23 protein-coding genes and 1 pseudogene are annotated in these 22,607 nt (G+C 71.8%); 18 read left to right on the top strand and 6 right to left on the bottom strand.

Translation table 11 applies throughout. The annotated features are described in order from the left end of the window. Positions 1-199: 199 nt before the first annotated feature. The 8 genes from map to truA all read left to right on the top strand — a co-directional run bounded on the left by map (position 200) and on the right by truA (position 5,474). The gene (gene map / locus ACFC51_RS04995) at positions 200-1,036 is read left to right on the top strand and encodes a type I methionyl aminopeptidase (RefSeq protein WP_329231848.1); all 837 of its coding nucleotides are present in this window, start codon (positions 200-202) and stop codon (positions 1,034-1,036) included. A 216-nt stretch (positions 1,037-1,252) separates the two neighbouring features. Beyond that, the gene (gene infA, locus ACFC51_RS04990) at positions 1,253-1,474 is read left to right on the top strand and encodes a translation initiation factor IF-1 (protein WP_003956442.1); all 222 of its coding nucleotides are present in this window, start codon (positions 1,253-1,255) and stop codon (positions 1,472-1,474) included. Between the two features lie 60 nt (positions 1,475-1,534). Then, entirely contained in the window at positions 1,535-1,648 is a 114-nt protein-coding gene (gene rpmJ / locus ACFC51_RS04985) for a 50S ribosomal protein L36 (protein ID WP_003956441.1), read from the top strand. Positions 1,649-1,845: 197 nt separating this feature from the next. After that, positions 1,846-2,226 (top strand): 30S ribosomal protein S13, encoded by a 381-nt coding sequence (rpsM, locus tag ACFC51_RS04980; protein ID WP_014047799.1) that lies wholly within the window; start codon positions 1,846-1,848, stop codon positions 2,224-2,226. A gap of 105 nt (positions 2,227-2,331) precedes the next feature. Next, on the top strand, positions 2,332-2,736 hold the full coding sequence (gene rpsK / locus ACFC51_RS04975) for a 30S ribosomal protein S11 (protein WP_003956432.1): 405 nt from the start codon (positions 2,332-2,334) through the stop codon (positions 2,734-2,736). 136 nt (positions 2,737-2,872) lie between these two features. After that, the gene (locus tag ACFC51_RS04970) at positions 2,873-3,895 is read left to right on the top strand and encodes a DNA-directed RNA polymerase subunit alpha (protein ID WP_003966937.1); all 1,023 of its coding nucleotides are present in this window, start codon (positions 2,873-2,875) and stop codon (positions 3,893-3,895) included. 142 nt (positions 3,896-4,037) lie between these two features. Next, positions 4,038-4,541, top strand: coding sequence for a 50S ribosomal protein L17 (gene rplQ / locus ACFC51_RS04965; protein ID WP_376377257.1), 504 nt, complete (start codon positions 4,038-4,040; stop codon positions 4,539-4,541). Between the two features lie 78 nt (positions 4,542-4,619). Next, complete coding sequence (truA, locus tag ACFC51_RS04960; RefSeq protein ID WP_376377259.1) at positions 4,620-5,474, top strand: tRNA pseudouridine(38-40) synthase TruA; 855 nt, start codon at positions 4,620-4,622, stop codon at positions 5,472-5,474. Here truA and ACFC51_RS04955 read toward each other — a convergent pair. Beyond that, positions 5,443-7,332 (bottom strand): hypothetical protein, encoded by a 1,890-nt coding sequence (locus ACFC51_RS04955; RefSeq protein WP_376526997.1) that lies wholly within the window; start codon positions 7,330-7,332, stop codon positions 5,443-5,445. The genes truA and ACFC51_RS04955 overlap by 32 nt on opposite strands. Before the next feature lie 57 nt (positions 7,333-7,389). Beyond that, positions 7,390-8,241, bottom strand: a complete 852-nt coding sequence (locus tag ACFC51_RS04950; RefSeq protein ID WP_376377263.1) for a hypothetical protein — start codon at positions 8,239-8,241, stop codon at positions 7,390-7,392. Between the two features lie 67 nt (positions 8,242-8,308). On the opposite strand from ACFC51_RS04950, the gene ACFC51_RS04945 reads away from it, so the two are divergent. From ACFC51_RS04945 to glmM, 4 genes are all read left to right on the top strand, one after another. Beyond that, on the top strand, positions 8,309-9,928 hold the full coding sequence (locus ACFC51_RS04945; protein ID WP_376377265.1) for an ATP-binding cassette domain-containing protein: 1,620 nt from the start codon (positions 8,309-8,311) through the stop codon (positions 9,926-9,928). A 227-nt stretch (positions 9,929-10,155) separates the two neighbouring features. Continuing rightward, positions 10,156-10,599 carry a 50S ribosomal protein L13 gene (rplM, locus tag ACFC51_RS04940; protein ID WP_136328420.1) on the top strand — a complete coding sequence of 148 codons (444 nt, stop codon included), beginning with the start codon at positions 10,156-10,158 and terminating at the stop codon, positions 10,597-10,599. A 45-nt stretch (positions 10,600-10,644) separates the two neighbouring features. Further along, the gene (gene rpsI, locus ACFC51_RS04935) at positions 10,645-11,172 is read left to right on the top strand and encodes a 30S ribosomal protein S9 (RefSeq protein ID WP_014154572.1); all 528 of its coding nucleotides are present in this window, start codon (positions 10,645-10,647) and stop codon (positions 11,170-11,172) included. 215 nt (positions 11,173-11,387) lie between these two features. Further along, complete coding sequence (glmM, locus tag ACFC51_RS04930) at positions 11,388-12,746, top strand: phosphoglucosamine mutase (RefSeq protein ID WP_376377268.1); 1,359 nt, start codon at positions 11,388-11,390, stop codon at positions 12,744-12,746. Positions 12,747-12,787: 41 nt separating this feature from the next. On the opposite strand, the pseudogene ACFC51_RS04925 reads toward glmM, so the two are convergent. The 4 genes and pseudogenes from ACFC51_RS04925 to ACFC51_RS04910 all read right to left on the bottom strand — a co-directional run. Then, positions 12,788-13,030: pseudogene (locus tag ACFC51_RS04925) on the bottom strand (PH domain-containing protein); the annotation flags it as partial. Continuing rightward, the gene (locus ACFC51_RS04920) at positions 13,026-14,018 is read right to left on the bottom strand and encodes a DUF389 domain-containing protein (protein ID WP_376377270.1); all 993 of its coding nucleotides are present in this window, start codon (positions 14,016-14,018) and stop codon (positions 13,026-13,028) included. The pseudogene ACFC51_RS04925 and the gene ACFC51_RS04920, both read right to left, overlap by 5 nt. Positions 14,019-14,036: 18 nt before the next feature. Further along, entirely contained in the window at positions 14,037-15,029 is a 993-nt protein-coding gene (gene coaA / locus ACFC51_RS04915; protein WP_376377272.1) for a type I pantothenate kinase, read from the bottom strand. 283 nt (positions 15,030-15,312) lie between these two features. Next, positions 15,313-15,780, bottom strand: coding sequence for an HIT family protein (locus tag ACFC51_RS04910; protein WP_376377274.1), 468 nt, complete (start codon positions 15,778-15,780; stop codon positions 15,313-15,315). Between the two features lie 186 nt (positions 15,781-15,966). On the opposite strand from ACFC51_RS04910, the gene glmS reads away from it, so the two are divergent. From glmS to ACFC51_RS04880, 6 genes are all read left to right on the top strand, one after another. Further along, on the top strand, positions 15,967-17,814 hold the full coding sequence (gene glmS, locus ACFC51_RS04905; protein WP_376377276.1) for a glutamine--fructose-6-phosphate transaminase (isomerizing): 1,848 nt from the start codon (positions 15,967-15,969) through the stop codon (positions 17,812-17,814). A 15-nt stretch (positions 17,815-17,829) separates the two neighbouring features. Continuing rightward, a complete protein-coding gene (locus tag ACFC51_RS04900) occupies positions 17,830-18,198 on the top strand; it encodes a holo-ACP synthase (protein WP_376377278.1) in 369 nt (122 codons plus the stop codon). A gap of 3 nt (positions 18,199-18,201) precedes the next feature. Then, complete coding sequence (locus tag ACFC51_RS04895) at positions 18,202-19,647, top strand: NAD(P)H-hydrate dehydratase (protein ID WP_376526995.1); 1,446 nt, start codon at positions 18,202-18,204, stop codon at positions 19,645-19,647. A gap of 66 nt (positions 19,648-19,713) precedes the next feature. Beyond that, positions 19,714-20,100, top strand: a complete 387-nt coding sequence (locus ACFC51_RS04890; protein WP_376377282.1) for a DUF488 domain-containing protein — start codon at positions 19,714-19,716, stop codon at positions 20,098-20,100. A gap of 61 nt (positions 20,101-20,161) precedes the next feature. Then, complete coding sequence (alr, locus tag ACFC51_RS04885; RefSeq protein WP_376377283.1) at positions 20,162-21,316, top strand: alanine racemase; 1,155 nt, start codon at positions 20,162-20,164, stop codon at positions 21,314-21,316. 63 nt (positions 21,317-21,379) lie between these two features. Beyond that, the gene (locus ACFC51_RS04880; RefSeq protein WP_376377285.1) at positions 21,380-22,606 is read left to right on the top strand and encodes an alpha/beta fold hydrolase; all 1,227 of its coding nucleotides are present in this window, start codon (positions 21,380-21,382) and stop codon (positions 22,604-22,606) included. Position 22,607: the final 1 nt, after the last annotated feature.

Here is a 22,607-nt window from a genome sequence, read left to right as displayed (position 1 = left end):
TTGCGCCGCGCGCCCTGTCCCCGTGGGCCCCCGCGGGGGCTTGGGGGCCTCAAAACCCGACCCCGGGGGGCTGCGCCCCGCCGTCCCCCCACCGCCCCCGCCCGGGGCCCCCCGGGGGCGCCGCGGCCGACTGTTTGCGCCGTATCGTGGAGTACGGCCGCAGTCCGTTCCCCCTTCGTACGCAGAGAGGCGCCCAGCGATGGTGCAGATCAAGACCCCCGAGCAGATCGCGAAGATGCGCGAGGCGGGCCTCGTGGTCGCTGCCATTCACGCCGCCACGCGCGAGGCGGCCGTCCCCGGCGCCACCACGAAGGACCTGGACGAGGTCGCACGCAAGGTGATCGCCGATCACGGGGCGAAGTCGAACTTCCTGGGGTACGGCGGGTTCCCGGCCACGATCTGCACCTCGGTCAACGAGGTCGTCGTCCACGGCATCCCCGACGAGAAGACCGTCCTCAAGGACGGCGACATCATCTCGATCGACGCCGGCGCGATCATCGACGGCTGGCACGGCGACGCGGCGTACACGGCCTTCGTGGGCACCGGCCACGCTCCGGAGCTGGTCGAGCTCTCCCGGGTGACCGAGGAGTCCATGTGGGCCGGGATCGCCGCGATGAAGGTGAACAACCGGCTCGTCGACATCTCGAAGGCCATCGAGTCCTACATCCGCCGCCAGCCCCGTCCGGCGACCGGCAAGTACGGGATCATCGAGGACTACGGCGGCCACGGCATCGGCACCGAGATGCACATGGACCCGCACCTGCTGAACTACGTCTCCCGTAAGCGCGGCAAGGGCATCAAGCTGGTCCCGGGCGTCTGCCTGGCCATCGAGCCCATGGTGTCGCTGGGCACGGCGCAGACCAAGGTCCTCTCCGACGAGTGGACGGTCCTCACGACCGACGGCACCTGGTCCTCGCACTGGGAGCACTCGATCGCCCTCACGGAGCAGGGACCGCTGGTCCTGACCGCCCCCGACTGCGGCCGCGCGAAGCTCGCCCAGTACGGAGTGGAGGCGGCGCCGGACCCGCTGGGCTGAGTTCCCCCTCCGCCCGGGTCCCGGGCGGAGCCCGGGCGGGACCGCTCGCAGGACTGTCCGGCTGATCCGTGTCTAAGGATCAGGGGAAGTGGGCAAACTTGACGGATTCGTCTTTTGGGGTCCGCTGACGTAGACTGACTCGTCGGCTCTCGTGCATCCGTGTGTCTGCATGCGGTGGTGGGAGTCGATCAAGGTAGCCGATTCGAAAGGCGAAGCGTGGCCAAGAAGCAAGGTGCCATCGAAATTGAGGGCACCGTGATCGAGTCCCTCCCGAACGCCATGTTCAAGGTGGAACTCCAGAACGGTCACAAAGTCCTCGCGCACATCAGCGGCAAGATGCGGATGCACTACATCCGTATCCTCCCGGATGACCGGGTCGTCGTGGAGCTCTCTCCGTACGACCTGACGCGTGGCCGGATCGTCTACCGGTACAAGTAGATCTTGCCAGCATCACGCTTCGGCGTGGTGAGGGCACTGACCCGGAGAACCTGACATCCCATGAAGGTCAAGCCGAGCGTCAAGAAGATCTGCGACAAGTGCAAGGTGATCCGCCGTCACGGCCGGGTCATGGTCATCTGCGACAACCTGCGCCACAAGCAGCGCCAGGGCTGACGCACGACCCCCTGCATCTCGCAGTTCTTCGCGCGACGCACGTAAACGTACATACGCAGAGCCCGTCCAAGCTTCGGCTGACGACACCTCCGGCGGGGGCCGGGGACCTGGGCGTACCACCTCCTCCCACGCGGTCGGGGTCGGCGTCCCGGAGTGGCACTGCGGAAGACCCCCGACATAACAACTGGAGCCATTGAATGGCACGCGTTTCAGGTGTTGACATCCCGCGCGAAAAGCGCGTGGAGGTTGCCCTCACCTACGTCTTCGGCATCGGGCGCACCCGGTCCAAGGAGATCCTCGCCACCACCGGCGTGAACCCCAACACCCGCGTTCGCGACCTGGCCGAAGAGGACCTGGTCAAGATCCGCGAGTACGTGGACGCCAACCTCCGCACCGAGGGTGACCTTCGCCGCGAGATCCAGGGCGACATCCGCCGCAAGATCGAGATCGGCTGCTACCAGGGCATCCGGCACCGTCGCGGTCTGCCGGTCCACGGTCAGCGCACCAGCACCAACGCGCGTACCCGTAAGGGCCCGCGTCGCGCCATCGCCGGTAAGAAGAAGCCGGGCAAGAAGTAGTCCTCAGCGGACGCACTGCGGGCATCCGGGCCACCGGACGTTCGCGGAAACCAGCGGTCTTCGCTGTAGGACCGATCACCTCCCCTCTCCATCTGGAGTCAAGACATGCCCCCCAAGGGTCGTCAGGGCGCAGCCAAGAAGGTGCGTCGCAAGGAAAAGAAGAACGTCGCTCACGGCCACGCGCACATCAAGAGCACGTTCAACAACACCATCGTCTCGATCACGGACCCCTCGGGCAACGTGATCTCCTGGGCCTCCGCCGGCCACGTCGGCTTCAAGGGCTCGCGCAAGTCCACCCCCTTCGCCGCGCAGATGGCCGCCGAGTCGGCCGCCCGCCGCGCGCAGGAGCACGGCATGCGCAAGGTCGACGTCTTCGTCAAGGGTCCCGGCTCCGGCCGTGAGACCGCGATCCGCTCCCTCCAGGCCACGGGCCTCGAGGTCGGTTCGATCCAGGACGTCACCCCGACGCCGCACAACGGCTGCCGTCCGCCGAAGCGTCGCCGCGTCTGATCCGCCGCGGCCGGTGACGGCCGTGCGTCAGTAGCGTGGGTCCGGGCGGTACGCCTCTTTCGGGGCGTGCCGCCCGTACCCTTGTTTCATCTGTCGGGCATCAAATAGTGGGTGCCCACGACTGAAGGATTCCTTCATGCTTATCGCTCAGCGTCCGTCGCTGACCGAAGAGGTCGTCGACGAGTTCCGCTCCCGGTTCGTGATCGAGCCGCTGGAGCCGGGCTTCGGTTACACCCTCGGCAACTCCCTGCGTCGCACCCTCCTCTCCTCGATCCCCGGTGCCGCTGTCACCAGCATCCGGATCGACGGTGTCCTGCACGAGTTCACCACCGTGCCGGGCGTCAAGGAGGACGTGACCGACCTCATCCTCAACATCAAGCAGCTGGTCGTCTCCTCGGAGCACGACGAGCCGGTCGTGATGTACCTGCGCAAGCAGGGTCCCGGCCTGGTCACCGCTGCTGACATCGCCCCGCCGGCCGGTGTCGAGGTCCACAACCCGGACCTCGTCCTGGCGACGCTGAACGGCAAGGGCAAGCTGGAGATGGAGCTGACCGTCGAGCGCGGTCGCGGCTACGTCTCCGCCGTCCAGAACAAGCAGGTGGGCCAGGAGATCGGCCGGATCCCGGTCGACTCCATCTACTCGCCGGTGCTCAAGGTCACGTACAAGGTCGAGGCGACCCGTGTCGAGCAGCGCACCGACTTCGACAAGCTGATCGTCGACGTCGAGACCAAGCAGGCCATGCGTCCCCGTGACGCCATGGCGTCGGCCGGCAAGACCCTGGTCGAGCTGTTCGGTCTGGCGCGCGAGCTCAACATCGACGCCGAGGGCATCGACATGGGCCCGTCCCCGACGGACGCCGCGCTCGCCGCCGATCTGGCCCTGCCGATCGAGGAGCTCGAGCTCACGGTCCGTTCGTACAACTGCCTCAAGCGCGAGGGCATCCACTCCGTGGGTGAGCTCGTGGCGCGCTCCGAGGCGGACCTGCTCGACATCCGCAACTTCGGTGCGAAGTCGATCGACGAGGTCAAGGCGAAGCTGGCCGGTATGGGCCTGGCGCTGAAGGACTCGCCTCCCGGCTTCGACCCGACCGCCGCCGCCGACGCCTTCGGCGCCGACGACGACGCGGACGCCGGTTTCGTGGAGACCGAGCAGTACTGAGCCCGATCCCGGCAGGGGGTACCCGTTCCGACGGGCCCCCGGCCGGGCCGCAGGCCAGCAGGAGACTTCCGCGGGGCGGCCGCCTCGCGGGAACTGACACCGGTACCTGATACGGCCGGTGCAGCACACAAGGAGAAACACCATGCCGAAGCCCGCGAAGGGCGCCCGTCTGGGCGGCAGCGCTGCGCACGAGAAGCTTCTTCTCATCAACCTCGCGAAGTCGCTGTTCGAGCACGGCCGCATCACCACGACCGAGGCCAAGGCCCGCCGCCTGCGTCCGGTCGCCGAGCGTTTCATCACCAAGGCGAAGAAGGGCGACATCCACAACCGTCGCCTGGTGCTGCAGTCGATCACGGACAAGGGCATCGTGCACACGCTCTTCACCGAGATCGCCCCGCGGTACGAGAACCGCCCCGGTGGTTATACCCGCATCACCAAGATCGGCAACCGTCGTGGCGACAACGCCCCGATGGCCGTCATCGAGCTGGTCGAGGCGCTGACCGTGGCCCAGCAGGCCACCGGTGAGGCCGAGGCCGCGACGAAGCGCGCCGTCAAGGAAGACGCCCTCAAGAAGGACGAGGCTCCGGCCGAGACCGTCGAGGACGCCAAGCCGGCCGACGCCGCCGAGGAGTCCAAGGACGCCTGAGCGTCCTGAGACCCAGGTACGGGCCCGCATCTCCCTTCGGGGCGGTGCGGGCCCGTTCGGTTTTGAGAGGATCTTCCGGTGAGTGACGAGGCAGAGCCCGGATTCGTACGGGTACGGCTGGACCTTTCCTATGACGGCAAGGACTTCTCCGGCTGGGCGAAGCAGACCAGCAGGCGCACCGTGCAGGGCGAGATCGAGGACGCGCTGCGCACCGTGACGCGGTCGTCGGTGACGTACGACCTGACGGTCGCGGGGCGCACCGACGCGGGGGTGCACGCGCGCGGGCAGGTGGCGCACGTGGACCTGCCGGCCGGGGTGTGGGCCGAGCACCAGGAGAAGCTGCTGCGGCGGATGGCGGGGCGGCTGCCGCTGGACGTGCGGATCTGGCGGGCGGCCGAGGCCCCCGCGGGCTTCAACGCGCGCTTCTCCGCGCTCTGGCGGCGGTACGCGTACCGGGTGGGGGACCGGCCCGGCGGTGTGGACCCGCTGTTGCGGGGCCATGTGCTCTGGCACGACAGGCCGCTGGACCTGGACGCGATGAACGAGGCCGCCGCCCTGATGGTGGGGGAGCACGACTTCGCCGCCTACTGCAAGAAGCGGGAGGGCGCCACGACCATCCGGACGCTGCAGAAGCTGCACTGGGTGCGCGACGCGGGGTCCGGGGTGCTGGAGGCGACCGTGCAGGCGGACGCCTTCTGCCACAACATGGTGCGGGCGCTGATCGGCGCGGCCCTGTTCGTCGGGGACGGCCGCCGTCCTGCGGGGTGGCCGGCCGAAGTGCTGGCGGCGAAGGTGCGGGACCCGGGCGTGCACGTGGTGCGCCCGCACGGTCTGACGCTGGAGGAAGTGGCGTATCCGGCGGACGGGCTGCTGGCGGCCAGGGCCGTGGAGGCCCGGAACGTCAGGACGCTGCCGGGGGCGGGCTGCTGCTGACGGGTCTGCGGCGCACGGCGCGGAGCAGCCCGGCCGCGAAGTACAGGGCGACGGCGCTGGAGGCCGTGGAGCGGTACCAGCCGATGTCGGGGGTCCACCAGGCGTAGACCGCGGCCGCGGTGAAGAGCAGCAGGCCCAGGCTGCGCAGGACCCACCAGCGGGCGGTACGGGGCTCGTCGGGGCGGGGGGTCTTCGGGTGGACGCCGTCCTTGGCGGTCAGGGTGTCCCGCATGCCCGCGAGGAAGCCCCGCCGGGCCAGCACCCGGGCGCCGGGGAGTGCCGCGAGGACCTCCTGCTCGCCGCCGTACCCCTCGGGCAGCGGGGGGAGGCCCAGAGCGGCCACCAGCTCGTCCTGGTGGCGTGCGGGGTCGCCGGCGGCCCGCAGGATGTGGGCCAGCGGGCGCGGGTCGGTGATCTTGTAGACCCGTGCCAGGGCGGCCGCCTTGGCGGTCGCCTCGGTGTGGTCGGCGGCGGGGGCGGCGGTCTCCCAGGAGTGTTCCGTCACCTTCCTGCCCCGGTGCAGGAGCGTGAAGCTGCCGCGTTCCGGGGTGCGGTGCAGGACCAGGGCGGGCCAGTCCTCGGCGGTGGTGAAGTTGTCCGCTGCCGAGGTGAGCGGGTCGTCGGGGAGCAGGGCAGCGCGCTTGCCGCGTACGGGGTCGGGGACGATCTCGACGTAGGTGTGCCGGCTGCCCGCGGGGGCCGTACGCAGACTGTGGCCGCAGATCAGGGCGGCCTGGGCGACCTCGGTGGGGCCGGTGGAGGCGATCGCGAGCGACCGGGGCGCGAGCTCGCGCTCCCAGTCGGCCGCGCCGGTGACCGGGGGCCTGGGGGACGGGCGGAAGAAGGGGATCCTCATCGCCAGCTCCACACGGGTGTCGGAGCGGGCCTCCAGGAATTCGGCGCGGGCGTCGCCGAAGTAGGTCCAGGGGAAGGTCGTGGCGTGCACCCCGATGCTGCGGAAGGCGGTGAGGGCCTCCTCGTAGCGGCTCATCGACCACAGGACCAGGGCCAGGTGGTTGCGGAAGCCGGCGGCCTCACGGTCGCCCGGGGCGTAGCTGTCCGACAGGGCCTGGGCGCGGGTCACCGCGGCTTCGGCGCCGGGTGCGTACGGGTCGGGGTCCGGGGTCTCCTCGTCGGCGATCAGGTACTCCACGACGGCCTGGAGCGGCAGCGCGTGGAGCCGTGAGCCGGGCGGTGCCTGGTCGGCCGCCCGCTCGGCGAAGGCGAACATCTCCTCGTGCGAGCCGTACCACTTGCCGCAGAGGTACTGGAGCGCCTGGACGTGGCAGCCCTCGTGGTGGGGGTCGCGGGCGTTCGCCTCGGCCAGATAGGTGTCGAACACCTCACGCGGGGCCTGGATGCCCCGGGCCTGGGTCAGCGCGATACGCCACGGCACCGGGTCGTCGGGGTTGAGCTCGGCGGCCTCGGAGATCACCGGCACCGCGTCCCGCAGCACCGCGTGGAACGCCCGGAACTGGTCGGCCTCGACGTGCCTGGCCCGGGCGCCGGTCCGTATCTGCCAGGCCTGGCAGATGTACTGGTCGGCCTTGACCAGGACCGCGTCGGGGTCGTCCGGGGAGTCCGCCAGCCAGCTGTCCAGCCACCCGGGGTGGTGCAGGGAGGCCCGCGCGAGGCGGGAGACGCAGGTGTCCCGGCGTTCCCACTGGGCGTGCTCGCGGGTGCCCGCGAGCAGTTCCGCGGCGGGGATGTGGTCGCCCGCCGCTGCGGCGGCGAGGGCCTCCCGCAGTGAGGGGTCCGGGGCGTCGAGGACGACCGCCTCGTCCGGGGGCAGGTCGGCGCCGACCGCGTCGCTGTGGCGCAGGACGCGCGGGAGGGTGAGGAGGGTGGTCAGACGCACGGCGACGGGTCCTCGGTGGAGGGGAGGGACGGGGCTGGTGCGTGGGGGGAGGGGCGGTCAGGCGACGGGGGCCCCTGCGGCGGCCGAGGCCTGGACCTCGCCACGGTGGCGGATCTGCCGGAAGGTGAAGTCGGTCAGGTCGTCACCGACCGCGTAGACGTCCTTGGACGCCGTGGTGACGTCCTTCCCGCTGGTGTAGCCGCCGACCGTGAAGTAGGCGTAGCGGCCGTAGGAGTTGGCGGTACGCCGGCAGACGGATCCGCCGCGGCAGAAGGTGGGGACTCCCGAGCCGCTCAGCGAGGCCAGGCCGCCGGACGCCTGCTGGGCGGCCTTCCGGGCTTCCGCCTCGGTGCCGAAGACGGCGAGGCCGATGGTGACCGCGACGCCGCCCTTGCTGTACGTGGCGCGGATGACCTGGTCGCAGCCGTTGCCGTCGAGGATGCCGCCGAGGGCGCCCTGGGTCGTCGTGGCGCAGTTCGCCGTGCGGGCGGTGGCGCCCTTGGCGTAGACGCGGTCGCCCATGGTCAGCTTCCGGCCGGGGAAGAAGGAGTCGACGGTGACCGGGCCCTTGTCCTTCTTCTCGTCGGCTATGTAGTCCTTCGGGTCCGGCGGGGGCGGAGGGGCGACCGAGGAGAAGGAGGGCCCCGGCGCGGAGCTCTCCGAGGGCAGGTCGGCGGGGGTGGGCAGCTCGCCGGCGTTCTTGTCCGACCCGGAGCCGCCGCCTCCGCCCGTCGTGATGACGGCGGTGGCCACGATCGCGGCCACGGCGGCGGTGGCCACCGCGCCACCGCCGATCAGCAGCCACCTCCTGCGCCTGGCACGTGTGGCGGACGCCTCCGCCAGTGCCGCCCAGTCCGGAGTCCGGCTCTCTCCCGGCCCCCAGGAGGGCCCCCCTTGCCCAAAGCTCATGCGGCGAATCCTAGACCGACCGTAATCGGGTTGGGCCAAGGGTTGTCCTGCCGTGACAATGCTCTGCATGGGACATCTTGAAGCGGGCCACCTGGAGTACTACCTGCCGGACGGACGGGTGCTGCTCGGCGACGCCTCGTTCCGGGTGGCGGACGGCGCGGTGGTCGCCCTCGTCGGGGCGAACGGGGCGGGCAAGACGACCCTCCTGAAGCTGCTCGCCGGGGAGCTCCAGCCGCACGGCGGCTCGGTCTCGGTGAGCGGGGGGCTCGGCGTGATGGCCCAGTTCGTGGGCTCCGTACGGGACGAGCGCACCGTCCGTGACCTGCTGGTCTCCGTGGCGCAGCCCCGCATCAAGGAGGCGGCCGAGGCCGTCGACGCGGCGGAGGCGCGCATCCTCGCCGTGGACGACGAGGCCGCGCAGATGGCGTACGCGCAGGCCCTGAGCGACTGGGCCGAGGCGCGCGGGTACGAGGCCGAGACGCTCTGGGACATGTGCACCACGGCCGCGCTCGGGGTCCCGTACGAGAAGGCGCAGTGGCGCGAGGTGCGCACGCTCAGCGGCGGCGAGCAGAAGCGGCTCGTCCTGGAGGCGCTGCTCCGGGGCCCGGACGAGGTGCTGCTGCTCGACGAGCCGGACAACTACCTGGACGTCCCCGGCAAGCGGTGGCTGGAGGAGAAGCTCAGGGAGACCCGCAAGACGGTGCTCTTCGTCTCCCACGACCGGGAGCTGCTCTCGCGGGCCGCCGAGAAGATCGTGAGCGTGGAGCCCAGCGCGGCGGGCTCGGACGTCTGGGTGCACGGTGGTGGATTCGGTACGTACCACGAGGCCCGCAAGGAGCGGTTCGCGCGCTTCGAGGAGCTCCTGCGGCGCTGGGAGGAGGAGCACGCCCGGCTGAAGGCGCTGGTCCTGCGGATGCGGCAGCAGGCGGCGAACAGCCCCGACATGGCCAACCGCTACCACGCGATGCAGACCCGCTTCAAGAAGTTCGAGGAGGCGGGGCCGCCGCCGGAGCCGCCGCGCGAGCAGGACATCAGGATGCGGCTGCGCGGCGGCCGGACCGGGGTGCGGGCGGTGACCTGCACGAACCTGGAGCTGACCGGCCTGATGAAGCCGTTCGACCTGGAGATCTACTACGGGGAGCGGGTCGCCGTGCTCGGCTCCAACGGCTCGGGGAAGTCGCACTTCCTGCGGCTGCTGGCGGGGGAGCCGGTGGCGCACACCGGGGAGTGGAAGCTCGGCGCACGCGTCGTGCCGGGGCACTTCGCCCAGACGCACGCCCACCCGGAGCTGCTCGGCAAGACGCTGGTGGAGATCCTCTGGACCGAGCACGCCAAGGACCGGGGCGGCGCGATGGGGGTGCTGCGGCGCTACGAGCTGGAGCGCCAGGGCGACCAGGCCTTCGAGAGGCTGTCGGGCGGGCAGCAGGCACGGTTCCAGATCCTGCTCCTGGAGCTGGCCGGCACGACAGCGCTGCTGCTGGACGAGCCGACGGACAACCTGGACCTGGAGTCGGCCGAGGCGCTCCAGGACGGGCTGGAGGTGTACGACGGCACGGTGATGGCCGTCACGCACGACCGCTGGTTCGCGAAGTCCTTCGACCGGTACCTGGTCTTCGGCTCGGACGGGGTGGTGCGGGAGTCCGCGGAACCGGTCTGGGACGAGCGCAGGGTCGAGCGGAAGCGGTAGGGGCGGCGCGTTTTGACCCGTCCCGGGCGGGACGGGTACTGTCGGGGGTTGTTATACGTATGGGCCACGGCGTTCTCACGCGAAGGGCCCGTACGTAGGTTCTCTGGAGCAGTTACCAGTGGCTCGCATACGGGCAGTGTCCCCGGCGCTGTGAGCCCCAGCTGCATGATCGCTTCAGGGGTGCCATGTGTCTGGACCTCATCCACTGAAGAAGCGAAGGCTACGAAGTGCGTACGTACAGCCCCAAGCCCGGCGATGTCACTCGCCAGTGGCACATCATCGACGCTGAGGACATCGTCCTCGGCCGTCTGGCCACCACGGCCGCGAACCTCCTCCGAGGCAAGCACAAGGCGATCTACGCCCCCCACATGGACATGGGCGACTTCGTCATCATCATCAACGCCGACAAGGTTCACCTGTCCGGCAACAAGAAGACCCAGAAGATGGCGTACCGCCACTCGGGCTTCCCGGGCGGTCTCCGTTCGGTGCGTTACGACGAGCTCCTCGCGAAGAACCCCGAGAAGGCTGTCGAGAAGGCCATCAAGGGCATGATCCCCAAGAACACCCTGGGTCGTCAGATGATCTCGAAGCTCAAGGTCTACGCGGGCGACCAGCACCCGCACGCTGCGCAGCAGCCGGTCCCGTTCGAGATCACCCAGGTCGCGCAGTAGTTCCGGCCTCCCCCCTAAGACGTACAGAAAGATCTGAGGAGAATCGTGGCCGAGACCACTGTTGAGACGCCCGTCGAGGGCACCGAGGGCGAAGAGACCTTCGCCGAGGTGACCACCTTCGAGTCGGAGGTCCCCGTCGAGGGTGAGTACACCTCCGAGTCGCTCGCAGGCCGCTTCGGCGACCCGCAGCCCGCGGCCGGCCTTGGCCGTCGCAAGAACGCCATCGCCCGCGTCCGGATCGTCCCGGGCACCGGCAAGTGGAAGATCAACGGTCGCACCCTTGAGGACTACTTCCCCAACAAGGTGCACCAGCAGGAAGTCAACGAGCCCTTCAAGGTGCTCGAGCTCGACGGCCGCTACGACGTCATCGCCCGCATCTCGGGTGGCGGCGTCTCCGGTCAGGCCGGCGCCCTGCGCCTCGGCGTGGCCCGCGCGCTGAACGAGGCGGACGTGGACAACAACCGCGCCACGCTGAAGAAGGCCGGCTTCCTCTCCCGCGACGACCGTGCGGTCGAGCGCAAGAAGGCCGGTCTCAAGAAGGCCCGTAAGGCCCCGCAGTACAGCAAGCGCTAAATCTCGCCTGCTTTACACGTTCGCCCCGGCGGCACACACCGTGCTGCTGGGGCGTTCGTTTATCAGCCCTCGCGGGCGTATAACGGCTTAAGACGTTTGCACGTTTATAGGGCTGGAAGCTTCGGGCGCGCCCTTCCTTGTTGTGCCTTGCCTCGCTTTGCCCTGATTTGATTACTTTGGTTTTGCGGTTTTCGGAGCACCTTCGGAGGACACCAGTGGGACGACTCTTCGGCACCGACGGCGTGCGCGGTGTCGCCAACGCGGACCTGACGGCCGAGCTCGCGCTCGGGCTCTCGGTCGCGGCGGCGCACGTACTGGCCGAGGCGGGCACCTTCGAGGGGCACCGGCCGACCGCCGTGGTGGGCCGTGACCCACGGGCGTCCGGAGAGTTCCTGGAGGCCGCCGTCGTGGCGGGCCTGGCCAGCGCCGGTGTGGACGTCCTGCGTGTCGGGGTGCTGCCCACGCCGGCCGTCGCCTACCTCACCGGCTCGCTCGGCGCCGACATCGGTGTCATGCTCTCGGCCAGTCACAACGCCATGCCGGACAACGGCATCAAGTTCTTCGCGCGCGGCGGCCACAAGCTCGCCGACGAGCTGGAGGACCGCATCGAGACGGTCTACGACCAGCACCGCACCGGCGAGCCCTGGGCGCGCCCGACCGGCGCCGGAGTCGGCCGGGTCACCGACTACGCCGAGGGCTTCGACCGTTACGTCGCCCACCTCATCGGCGTCCTGCCGAACCGGCTCGACGGCCTGAAGGTCGTCCTCGACGAGGCACACGGCGCCGCCGCCCGCGTCTCGCCGGAGGCGTTCGCCCGGGCCGGGGCCGAGGTCGTCACCATCGGTGCCGAACCGGACGGCCTGAACATCAACGACGGGTGCGGCTCCACCCACCTGGAGCTGCTGCGGGCCGCCGTCGTCGAGCACCGCGCCGACCTCGGCATCGCCCACGACGGTGACGCGGACCGCTGCCTGGCCGTGGACGCGGCCGGCGAGGAGATCGACGGCGACCAGATCCTGGCCGTGCTCGCCCTCGCCATGCGCGAGGCCGGCCAGCTGCGCAAGGACACCGTCGTCGGCACCGTCATGTCGAACCTCGGCTTCAAGACGGCGATGGAGCGGGAGGGCATCCACCTCGTCGAGACCGCCGTCGGTGACCGCTACGTCCTGGAGTCGATGAAGGCCGAGGGCTTCGCGCTGGGCGGCGAGCAGTCCGGCCACGTCATCGTCCTGGATCACGCGACCACGGGTGACGGCACGCTGACGGGGCTGATGCTCGCGGCCCGGGTCGCCGCCACCGGACGTACCCTCGCCGACCTGGCGGGTGTGATGCAGCGCCTCCCGCAGGTCCTCGTCAACGTGCCGGACGTCGACAAGTCCCGCGTGGAGACCTCGCCCGAGATCGCCTCCGCGGTGGCGCGGGCCGAGCACGACCTGGGTGACACCGGGCGCGTACTCCTGCGGAAGTCGGGCACCGAGCCGCTCGTACGGGTCATGGTCGAGGCCGCCGACCTGGAGCAGGCGCGTGCCGTGGCCGGGCAGTTGGCCGACGTGGTGAAGTCCGCGCTCGGCTGACGGACCAGCGGTCGGACGGACGGCCCCGGCTCCACCGCCGGGGCCGTCCTGCGTGCTGCCTCCAGCTCCTGGACGATGCGGGTCAGGTCGGCGGGGGCGGCCGCGAGGCGGACGGGCCCACCCGCGTCGTCGAGTTCGGCGATGTGCCGGCCCGCGCTGACGGTGTCGCCGTCGCTGCCCCGGACGCGCCGCACGCCCGTCACGGTGAGGCGCTCCACCGGTATCCGTCTCGCCGCGAACCTGCCCGGGCCGGGGTGGGGCGTCACCGCGGGCGGCCCGTCACCCGCCCCGGCGCGGGGTCGGACTGGGCCGCTGTGACTGCTCGGCGCCCGCCGGCCGGCCGGGCCCCCGCCGGCGCTGCCAGGCCCACAGCATCCTCTGCACCAGCAGCGTCACCGTCCCGGCGAGGACGATGCCTCCCAGGTTGGCCAGCAGCTGTCCCGTGGATCCCCAGGTCTGCGGGAGGTCCTGGTAGCTGAACGCGACCGCGGCGTTGGCCGCCGCCGGAACCGTGGTCACCGAGATCGCCACGCCGATCAGCGCCCCCGACTTGGCCGAGGTCAGCGAGAGCGTCCCGGCGATGCCCGCCAGGACCGCCACGACGAAGGACATCCAGTCCGGGTGCCAGATGAAGCCGGTGTTCGGCCGGTCGGCCTCGACCATGTCCGCGGTGAACAGCCCGAGCACGTCCATGAGCCAGGCGAAGCCCGCCGTGAGGGCCATGGCCACCACGAATCCGCCGATCAGCGCCCACAGCGACCGCCCCACCAGCCTCGGCGCCCGCTGCACCAGCGCCGTCGAGATCCCCGCCAGAGGGCCGAACTCCGGGCCCACCGCCATCGCGCCCACGATCAGGACCGCGTTGTCCAGCATCACGCCGCACGCGGCGAGCATCGTCGCGATGGCGAGGAAGGCCACATAGGTGACGCTGAAGGTCGACTCCTCGTGCGTGACCTCGGTCAGCTCCTCCCAGAGCACCGCGTCCGCCCCCTCGCCCGGCGCCGCCCGTTCCGCCTCGTCGGCGCGCTTGGAGAGGGTGAGATCTATGTCCTCGACGGTGATCGAGCCGCAGTCGTCGATCCCCAGCTTCCGCAGACCGCCGATGAGCTCGTCGCCCGCCTCACGTGCCACGTCGCACAGGACGACGTCGCCCGCCGGGCTCCGGGCGGCGCCTTCGAGCACCGCGAGATGGGCGGTCCCCACGGTCCGCTCGATCAGCTCGACCACCTCATCGGTGCGGTCGGACGGCACGATGAGGCGCAGATGCAGCACGGTGCACCCTTTCCGGGATCAGAGCTTGCGCAACGAAAGGCGCTGGACCTTGTGGTCCGGCCCCTTGCGCAGCACCAGGGTGGCACGGCCGCGCGTCGGCGCCACGTTCTCCAGGAGATTGGGCTTGTTGATCGTCCGCCACATGGTGCGCGCGTAGTCCAGCGCCTCCGCCTCGGAGACCTGGGTGTACTTCCGGAAGTACGAGAACGGGTTCTGGAAGGCCGTCTCGCGCAGCCTGCGGAAGCGGTGGAGGTACCAGTTCTCGATGTCCTCGGCGCGCGCGTCGACGTACACGCTGAAGTCGAAGTAGTCCGCGAGCCCCACCCTGGTCCGGCCGTCCTTGCCGGGCAGGGCCGGCTGCAGCACGTTCAGCCCTTCGACGATGAGGATGTCGGGGCGCCGTACGGTCAGCCTCTCGCCTGGCACGATGTCGTAGATCAGGTGGGAGTAGACCGGGGCCGTCACCTCGTCCTTGCCGGCCTTGATGTCGGCGACGAACCGGGTCAGCGCCCGCCGGTCGTACGACTCGGGAAACCCCTTGCGCGACATCAGGCCGCGCGCCTCCAGCTCCTTCATCGGCAGCAGGAACCCGTCGGTCGTCACGAGCTCGACCCGGGGGTGCTCGGGCCAGCGCGCCAGCAGCGCCTGGAGGATGCGGGCGCTGGTGGACTTGCCGACGGCGACACTGCCCGCGACCCCTATGACGAACGGGGTGCCGCGCTGCTCGCCGTGCCCGTTGCCCGCGTCGCCCAGGAAGGTGTTCAGCGCGCCGCGCAGACCGGACGTGGCCTGCACGTAGAGGTTGAGCAGCCGCGAGAGCGGCAGATAGACGTCCCGGACCTCGTCGAGGTCGATGACGTCGCCGAGCCCTCTCAGCTTCTCGACCTCCTCGGCGGTCAGCGGCAGGGGGGTCTTGTCACGCAGGGCGCTCCACTCGGCCCGGGTCAGGTCGACGTAGGGCGTCGGCGCGTGCTCGGTGCGGCGGGTGCTCCGTGCGGGCGAAGTGATCACGTACTCATTGTTGCGGGAGTTTCAACGGAGTGGGGGGTGGGGTCGGTCACGTGGGGGAGCGACCGGTGGCCCGCGCGCGGCCGGCGGGGCCTCACGCCCGTCCCCCGGGGACTCCGGGGCCGGATCCCCCCACCGGGGCGGCCCCCGTCGTGCTGCCCGGCGGGAACGGATCCCGGTCCCTGTGGAACGGCTGCGCCATCCGGTCGGAGGGCCTCGGCCGCCGCCGGCCGGTCGGCGGCCCGCCTCGGGGGAGTGGCGCCGGCAGCTCCGGCCGCCGTGGACATCACCCGCCGGCCGGACGCCCGCGGAGGCGGGCGCGGAGCGACAGCGCCGTCCGGTCGGCCTGAGCGGCCGTCACGCGCTCGTGCTCCGGGGCCCGGAGCAGTCCGAAGACCCCCGGGCCGCGGTGTTCCGGCGCCAGGTCCGCCGGGCGCGGCACGATGTGGAAGTGCACATGGGCGAAGCCTTCCGCCTCGGCGAACTGGACGACGTACGTCTTCTCGCAGCCGGTCACGCCCCGGAGCGCCCGGGAGAGGCCGATCTGCCACGCTCCCAGCGTGGCGGCCTCCGCGTCGGTGAGGTCGTGCACCGCCGTGACGTGGCGGCGGGGCAGCAGCACGAGCCAGCCCGGTACGGAGGTGGTGAAGGAGTGGGCCACCCGCCAGTGCTCGTCGGAGGCGACGCACTCCCGGGGCGGCAGATCCCCGAACCGCGCTTCCCTGTCGCACGCGTAACACCCAGAGGTCGTCATGACCCCGGAGCGTAGGGCCGTCCCTCCCCGGAGCGCACCGGTTCCTCCCGCTGTTGCCCGCGGCGGCCGAAAAGGTTCACGGGGGCGGGCCGGAGGTCCGGACCGACAGGGTGACAGACACGTTTGGCGCAGTGGCGGGCGCTTCGGCGCCGCCCCGGCCGAGGACACCGGCCTTAAGGTGGCGATATGTGCGGAATCGTGGGTTACGTCGGGACGCAGTCGGCGCAGGATGTCGTGGTCGCGGGGCTGAAGCGGCTGGAGTACAGGGGGTACGACTCCGCCGGGGTCGCTGTCCTCGCGGACGGGGGGCTGGCCTCCGCGAAGAAGGCGGGGAAGCTCCTCAACCTGGAGAAGGAGCTCAAGGACCGGCCGCTGCCGGCCGGGAACACCGGGATCGGGCACACCCGTTGGGCCACGCACGGCGGGCCCACCGACGCCAACGCGCACCCGCACCTGGACAACGCGGGCCGGGTCGCCGTGGTGCACAACGGGATCATCGAGAACTTCGCGGCGCTGCGCGAGGAGTTGGCGGGCCGGGGGCACGATCTGGCCTCCGAGACCGACACCGAGGTGGTGGCCCATCTGCTGGCCGAGGCGTACTCGTCCTGCGGTGACCCGGCGGAGGCCATGCGGCAGGTGTGCCGGCAGCTGGAGGGCGCGTTCACCCTGGTCGCCGTCCACGCCGACGAGCCGGACGTGGTGGTGGGGGCCCGGCGGAACTCACCGCTCGTCGTCGGGGTGGGGGAGGGGGAGATGTTCCTCGCCTCCGACGTGGCCGCGTTCATCGCGCACACCAGGGACGCGATCGAGCTGGGCCAGGACCAGGTGGTCGAGCTGCGGCGGGACGGGGCGACGGTCACCGGCTTCGACGGACGGCCCGCCGACGTACGCGCGTACCACGTGGACTGGGACGCGTCGGCCGCGGAGAAGGGCGGCTACGCGTCCTTCATGCTGAAGGAGATCGCCGACCAGCCCAAGGCCGTCGCCGACACGCTGCTCGGCCGTGTCGACGGTTCGGGCACGCTCCACCTCGACGAGGTGCGCATCCCGCCGAGCGTGCTCCGGGAGGTGACCAAGGTCGTCGTCGTGGCCTGCGGGACCGCCTTCCACGCCGGGATGATCGCCAAGTACGCCATCGAGCACTGGACCAGGCTGCCCTGCGAGACCGAGCTCGCCAGCGAGTTCCGCTACCGCGATCCGATCCTGGACCAGCGCACCCTCGTCGTCGCCATCTCGCAGTCGGGCGAGACGATGGACACGCTGATGGCTGTCCGGCACGCCCGCGAGCAGGGGGCGAAGGTCCTCGCCATCTGCAACACGAACGGTTCGACCATCCCGAGGGAGTCCGACGCCGTCCTCTACACGCACGCGGGGCCGGAGGTCGCCGTCGCCTCCACCAAGGCGTTCCTGACGCAGCTCGTCGCCTGCTACCTCGTCGCGCTGTACCTGGGGCAGGTGCGGGGTACCAAGTGGGGCGACGAGATCCGCACCGTCGTGCGCCAGCTCTCCGAGATGTCCGGCGCGGTCGAACGCGTGCTGGGCACGATGGAGCCGGTGCGCGAGCTGGCCCGCTCGCTCTCCGGCCACGACACGGTGCTCTTCGTGGGGCGGCACGTGGGCTACCCGGTGGCCATGGAGGGTGCGCTGAAGCTCAAGGAGCTCGCGTACATGCACGCCGAGGGCTTCGCCGCGGGGGAGCTCAAGCACGGGCCGATCGCGCTCATCGAGGAGGGCCTGCCCGTCGTGGTGATCGTGCCGTCCCCGCGCGGCCGTTCGGTGCTGCACGACAAGATCGTGTCGAACATCCAGGAGATCAGGGCCCGCGGAGCCCGTACCGTCGTCATCGCGGAGGAGGGTGACGAGGAGGTCGTCCCGTACGCGGACCACCTCATCAGGATCCCGGTCACGCCTACGCTGCTCCAACCGCTGGTCGCCACGGTGCCGTTGCAGGTCTTCGCCTGCGAGCTGGCGACCGCCCGGGGCAACGAGGTGGACCAGCCGCGCAATCTGGCGAAGTCCGTGACAGTCGAGTGAGTGAGTGAGTGAAGCGTGATCATTGGGGTCGGGATCGACGTGGCGGAGATCGAACGCTTCGGCGCCGCGCTGGAGCGCACGCCCCAGCTGGCCGATCGGCTCTTCCTGGAGCGTGAGGTGCTGCTGCCGGGCGGGGAGCGACGCGGAATCGCGTCGCTGGCGGCCCGCTTCGCCGCCAAGGAGGCCCTGGCCAAGGCGCTCGGCGCACCGGGCGGACTGCTCTGGACCGACGCCGAGGTCTGCGTCGAGGAGAGCGGCAGGCCCCGGCTGGAGGTCCGCGGCACCGTCGCCGCGAGGGCGGCGGAGCTCGGCGTACGCAGCTGGCACGTGTCGCTCAGCCACGACGCGGGGGTGGCGTCGGCCGTGGTGATCGCGGAGGGTTGAGGCATGCGACATGCCTACAGCGTCGAGACCGTACGGGCCGCCGAGAAGGCCCTCATGGAACGGCTGCCGGACGGGGCGCTGATGCAGCGTGCCGCGGCCGGCCTCGCGGTGGCCTGCGGTGATCTGCTCCGGCGCAACGGACGGGTGTACGGCTCCCGGGTGCTCCTCCTCGTCGGCAGCGGCGACAACGGCGGGGACACGCTCCACGCGGGAGCCCGGCTGGCCAGGCGAGGAACAGGCGTACGGGCCCTGCTGACCTCACCGGACACGGTCCACCGGGCCGGGCTGGCGGCCCTGCTCGCGGCGGGCGGGCAGGTCCTGGACACCCCCGACGGGCTGGGCCCCGTCGACCTCGTCGTCGACGGCATCACCGGGATCGGGGGCCGCGGAGGCCTGCGGCCCGAGGCGGCGGAACTGGTGCGCGCGGTGACCCGCGGCCACGCGCCCGTCCTGGCGGTGGACCTGCCGAGCGGGGTCGAGGCGGACACCGGGCAGGTGCTCGGCGCGGCCGTGCGGGCGGACGCGACCGTCACCTTCGGCACGTACAAGCCGGGGCTGCTCATCGACCCGGCCGCCGAGCACGCGGGCGCGCTCCGGCTCGTCGACATCGGCCTGACGGCGCAGCTGCCCGCGCGCCCGGACCTGGAGGCCCTCCAGTACGCCGACGTCGCCGCCCTGCTGCCCGAGCCGGACGCCGAGAGCGACAAGTACCGCCGCGGGGTCGTCGGGATCGCAGCGGGCTCCGAGCGGTACCCGGGCGCGGCCGTGCTCGCGGTCGCCGGTGCGCTGCACGGCGGCGCGGGGGCCGTCCGGTACGCGGGCCCCGGCGCCGACGCGGTGATCGCCCGCTTCCCGGAGACCCTCGTGCACTCGGGACCGCCGTCGCGGGCCGGCCGGGTGCAGGCCTGGGTGGTCGGGCCGGGGCTCGGCGACTCCTCGGCGGCGGCCGGTGCGGTGGCCGACGTGCTGGGCGCGGACGTCCCGGTGCTCGTCGACGCGGACGGGCTGCGGCTGATGGACGAGGGCGCCGTACGCTCCCGGACCGCCCCGACCGTCCTCACCCCCCACGCGGGCGAGGCCGCCGCCCTGCTCGGCGTACCGCGCGAGGAGGTCGAGGCGGGCCGGCTCGCCGCCGTACGGGAGCTCGCCGCGAGGTACCGCGCCACCGTGCTGCTGAAGGGCTCGACGACCCTCGTGGCGGACGCCGCGGACACGCCGGTGCGGGTCAACCCGACCGGCACGTCCTGGCTGGCCACGGCGGGCAGCGGCGACGTGCTGTCCGGGCTGACGGGCTCGCTGCTGGCGGCGGGTCTCGCACCGCGTGACGCCGCGTCGGCGGGCGCCTATCTGCACGGCCTCGCGGCGCGCCGGGCGTCCGACGGGGCACCGGTCTCCGCGCAGGACGTGGCGGGCGCCCTGCCGGCGGCGTGGCGGGACGTGCGGGCCTGATCCAGGCTGGACGCAAGGCGCGGGAGGAACCGGGCCCCGAGCGACGGGAACGGACGGTGATCGGTCGTGGCCAGCGGCAGCGGCATACGCGTACGCAGGGTGTACGACCCGCCGGAGGAGGACGACGGCACCCGCGTCCTGGTCGACCGGCTCTGGCCGCGCGGGATCTCCAAGGAGCACGCGGCGGTCGACCTCTGGGCCAAGGACGTGACGCCGTCGAAGGAGCTCCGCACCTGGTACCACGAGGACCGCACGGGCGAGCGGTACGACGCCTTCGCGGACCGCTACCGCGCCGAGCTCCGCGACCCCGCCCACACCGAGGCCGTCGAGGGACTGCTCGCGCTGCTGCGCAAGGGCGGCGCCGTCACCCTCGTCACCTCCGTGAAGGACGTCCCGGCCAGCCATGTCCCGGTCCTCGTCGCGCACCTGGAGCAGGCCCTCGACCACCGCTGACCGCCTCACCGGGCACAGGAGGTCGAGGGCACAGGCGTACGGCTCTGAGAGACTGGGCGCGATGAACGAGACAGCGACCCTGAGAGCCCGTGCCGAGATCGACCTCGACGCGCTGCGCGCCAACGTGCGCGCCCTGCGTGCGCGGGCGTCCGGGGCGCAGCTCATGGCCGTGGTGAAGTCCGACGCGTACGGGCACGGAGCGGTGCCCTGCGCCAGGGCGGCACGCGAGGCCGGCGCGACCTGGCTGGGCACCGCCACGCCGCAGGAGGCGCTCGCGCTGCGGGCCGCCGGTATCGGCGGACGGGTGATGTGCTGGCTGTGGACCCCCGGAGGGCCCTGGCGCGAGGCGGTCGAGGCGGACATCGACGTCTCGGTCAGCGGGATGTGGGCCCTCGGCGAGGTCGTCGCCGCGGCGACGGAGGCCGGACGCCCGGCCCGGGTCCAGCTCAAGGCCGACACGGGCCTCGGCCGCAACGGCTGCCAGCCCGCGGACTGGCCCGAGCTGGTCACCGCCGCGCGCGCCGCCGAGGAGGCGGGGATCCTGCGGGTCACCGGGCTCTGGTCGCACTTCGCCTGTGCCGACGAGCCCGGCCATCCGTCGATCGCGGCCCAGCTGGACGTCTTCCGGGACATGGTGGCGTACGCCGAGAAGGAAGGCGTCCGGCCCGAGGTGCGGCACATCGCCAACTCCCCGGCGACGCTCACGGTGCCCGAGTCCCACTTCGACCTGGTGCGCACCGGGATCGCGATGTACGGCATCTCGCCCAGCCCCGAACTGGGCACCGCGGCCGACTTCGGGCTGCGCCCCGTGATGACGCTCGCGGCGTCCGTCGCCCTGGTCAAGCAGGTGCCGCCGGGCCACGGCATCAGCTACGGGCACCACTACACGACGTCCGCCGAGACGACGCTGGCCCTGGTGCCGGTCGGCTACGCGGACGGCATCCCGCGCCACGCCTCGGGCCGGGGACCGGTCCTGGTGGGCGGGGCCGTCCGCACGGTCGCGGGCCGGGTCGCGATGGACCAGTTCGTGGTCGACCTCGGGGGCGACGCCCTGGAGGCGGGCGCGGAAGCGGTGCTCTTCGGGCCGGGTGACCGGGGTGAGCCGAGCGCGGAGGACTGGGCCCGGGCGGCGGACACGATCGCGTACGAGATCGTCACGCGCATCGGCCCCCGCGTCCCCCGCGTCCATCTGCACGGGGCCTCCGGCCGGGACTGAGCCCGGTCCGGCCAGGATCATGGTCCGACGACGACGACAACGACGACGAAGGAGCACGGCACCGTGAGCGAGACCAGCGCGGAGGACGTGGTGGCGACGGCGGCCGTCGCGGCGGCCGGCTGGCGCCGGGCGGGCTTCGCCGGGGCGGCGATAGGCGTCATCGCCGCGGGCGCGGCCGCGGGCGTCGCCGTCGAGCGGCTCACCGTGGGCCGCGGCATGCGCAAGAAGGCCCGTCTCGCGCTGGACGCCTCCGGCCCGTACGGGTCCCTGCGGGGGCTGCCCGGCCGGGCGGTCGCCGACGACGGCACCGAGCTGTACTACGAGGTCGACGAGATCGAGCCGGACGGCGGGGCGAGCCGTCCGGGCAGGGGCGCCGGGGCGAGCACCCCCGCGGGCTCCAAAGGGCGCAGGCGCAGGCTCTTCGGCAGCAAGGACCCCGCGCCTCTGACCGTCGTCTTCAGCCACGGCTACTGCCTGGGCCAGGACTCCTGGCACTTCCAGCGGGCGGCCCTGCGCGGGTTGGTGCGCACGGTCCACTGGGACCAGCGCAGCCACGGCCGGTCCGAGCGGGGCAGGGCCCAGGCGGAGGGGGTGCCGGTCGGCATCGACCAGCTCGGCCGCGATCTCAAGGCGGTCCTCGACGCGGCTGCGCCCGAGGGCCCGCTGGTGCTCGTGGGGCACTCCATGGGCGGGATGACGATGATGGCGCTCGCCGACCGGTATCCGGAGCTGATCCGCGACCGGGTGGCCGCCGTCGCGTTCGTCGGCACGTCGAGCGGCAAGCTCGGCGAGGTGAACTTCGGGCTCCCGGTGGCGGGCGTGAACGCGGTGCGCCGGGTGCTGCCCGGGGTGCTGAAGGCGCTCGGCTCGCAGGCGGAGCTGGTGGAGCGCGGGCGGCGGGCGACGGCGGACCTGTTCGCGGGGCTGATCAAGCGGTACTCGTTCGGTTCGCGGGACGTGGACCCCGCGGTCGCGCGGTTCGCCGAGCGGCTCATCGAGTCGACCCCGATCGATGTGGTCGCCGAGTTCTACCCGGCGTTCACCGAGCACGACAAGAGCGGCGCCCTGCCCGCCTTCCGCGACATCCCGGTGCTCATCCTGGCCGGGGACAAGGACCTCGTGACACCCAGCTCGCACAGCGAGGCCATCGCGGACGAGCTTCCGGACGCCGAGCTGGTCATCGTGCCGGATGCCGGGCACCTGGTGATGCTGGAGCACCCGGAGACCGTCACCGACCGGCTCGCGGACCTGCTGGTGCGGATCGGCGCCGTTCCGGCCGAGGCGCGCTGAT

It is taken from the genome of Streptomyces sp. NPDC055962 (assembly GCF_042270185.1).
In the GTDB taxonomy this organism is placed as follows: Bacteria; Actinomycetota; Actinomycetes; order Streptomycetales; family Streptomycetaceae; genus Streptomyces.
This window is presented reverse-complemented; position numbering and strand designations above follow the sequence as displayed.

Bases quoted from the DNA above. Each gene is read 5' to 3' on its own strand.
- map (WP_329231848.1), top strand. From the start codon at position 200: ATGGTGCAGATCAAGACCCCCGAGCAGATCGCGAAGATGCGCGAGGCG.
- rpmJ (WP_003956441.1), top strand. From the start codon at position 1,535: ATGAAGGTCAAGCCGAGCGTCAAGAAGATCTGCGACAAGTGCAAGGTG.
- rpsM (WP_014047799.1), top strand. From the start codon at position 1,846: ATGGCACGCGTTTCAGGTGTTGACATCCCGCGCGAAAAGCGCGTGGAG.
- rpsK (WP_003956432.1), top strand. From the start codon at position 2,332: ATGCCCCCCAAGGGTCGTCAGGGCGCAGCCAAGAAGGTGCGTCGCAAG.
- ACFC51_RS04970 (WP_003966937.1), top strand. From the start codon at position 2,873: ATGCTTATCGCTCAGCGTCCGTCGCTGACCGAAGAGGTCGTCGACGAG.
- rplQ (WP_376377257.1), top strand. From the start codon at position 4,038: ATGCCGAAGCCCGCGAAGGGCGCCCGTCTGGGCGGCAGCGCTGCGCAC.
- ACFC51_RS04950 (WP_376377263.1), bottom strand. From the start codon at position 8,241: ATGAGCTTTGGGCAAGGGGGGCCCTCCTGGGGGCCGGGAGAGAGCCGG.
- ACFC51_RS04945 (WP_376377265.1), top strand. From the start codon at position 8,309: ATGGGACATCTTGAAGCGGGCCACCTGGAGTACTACCTGCCGGACGGA.
- ACFC51_RS04910 (WP_376377274.1), bottom strand. From the start codon at position 15,780: ATGACGACCTCTGGGTGTTACGCGTGCGACAGGGAAGCGCGGTTCGGG.
- glmS (WP_376377276.1), top strand. From the start codon at position 15,967: ATGTGCGGAATCGTGGGTTACGTCGGGACGCAGTCGGCGCAGGATGTC.
- ACFC51_RS04895 (WP_376526995.1), top strand. From the start codon at position 18,202: ATGCGACATGCCTACAGCGTCGAGACCGTACGGGCCGCCGAGAAGGCC.
- alr (WP_376377283.1), top strand. From the start codon at position 20,162: ATGAACGAGACAGCGACCCTGAGAGCCCGTGCCGAGATCGACCTCGAC.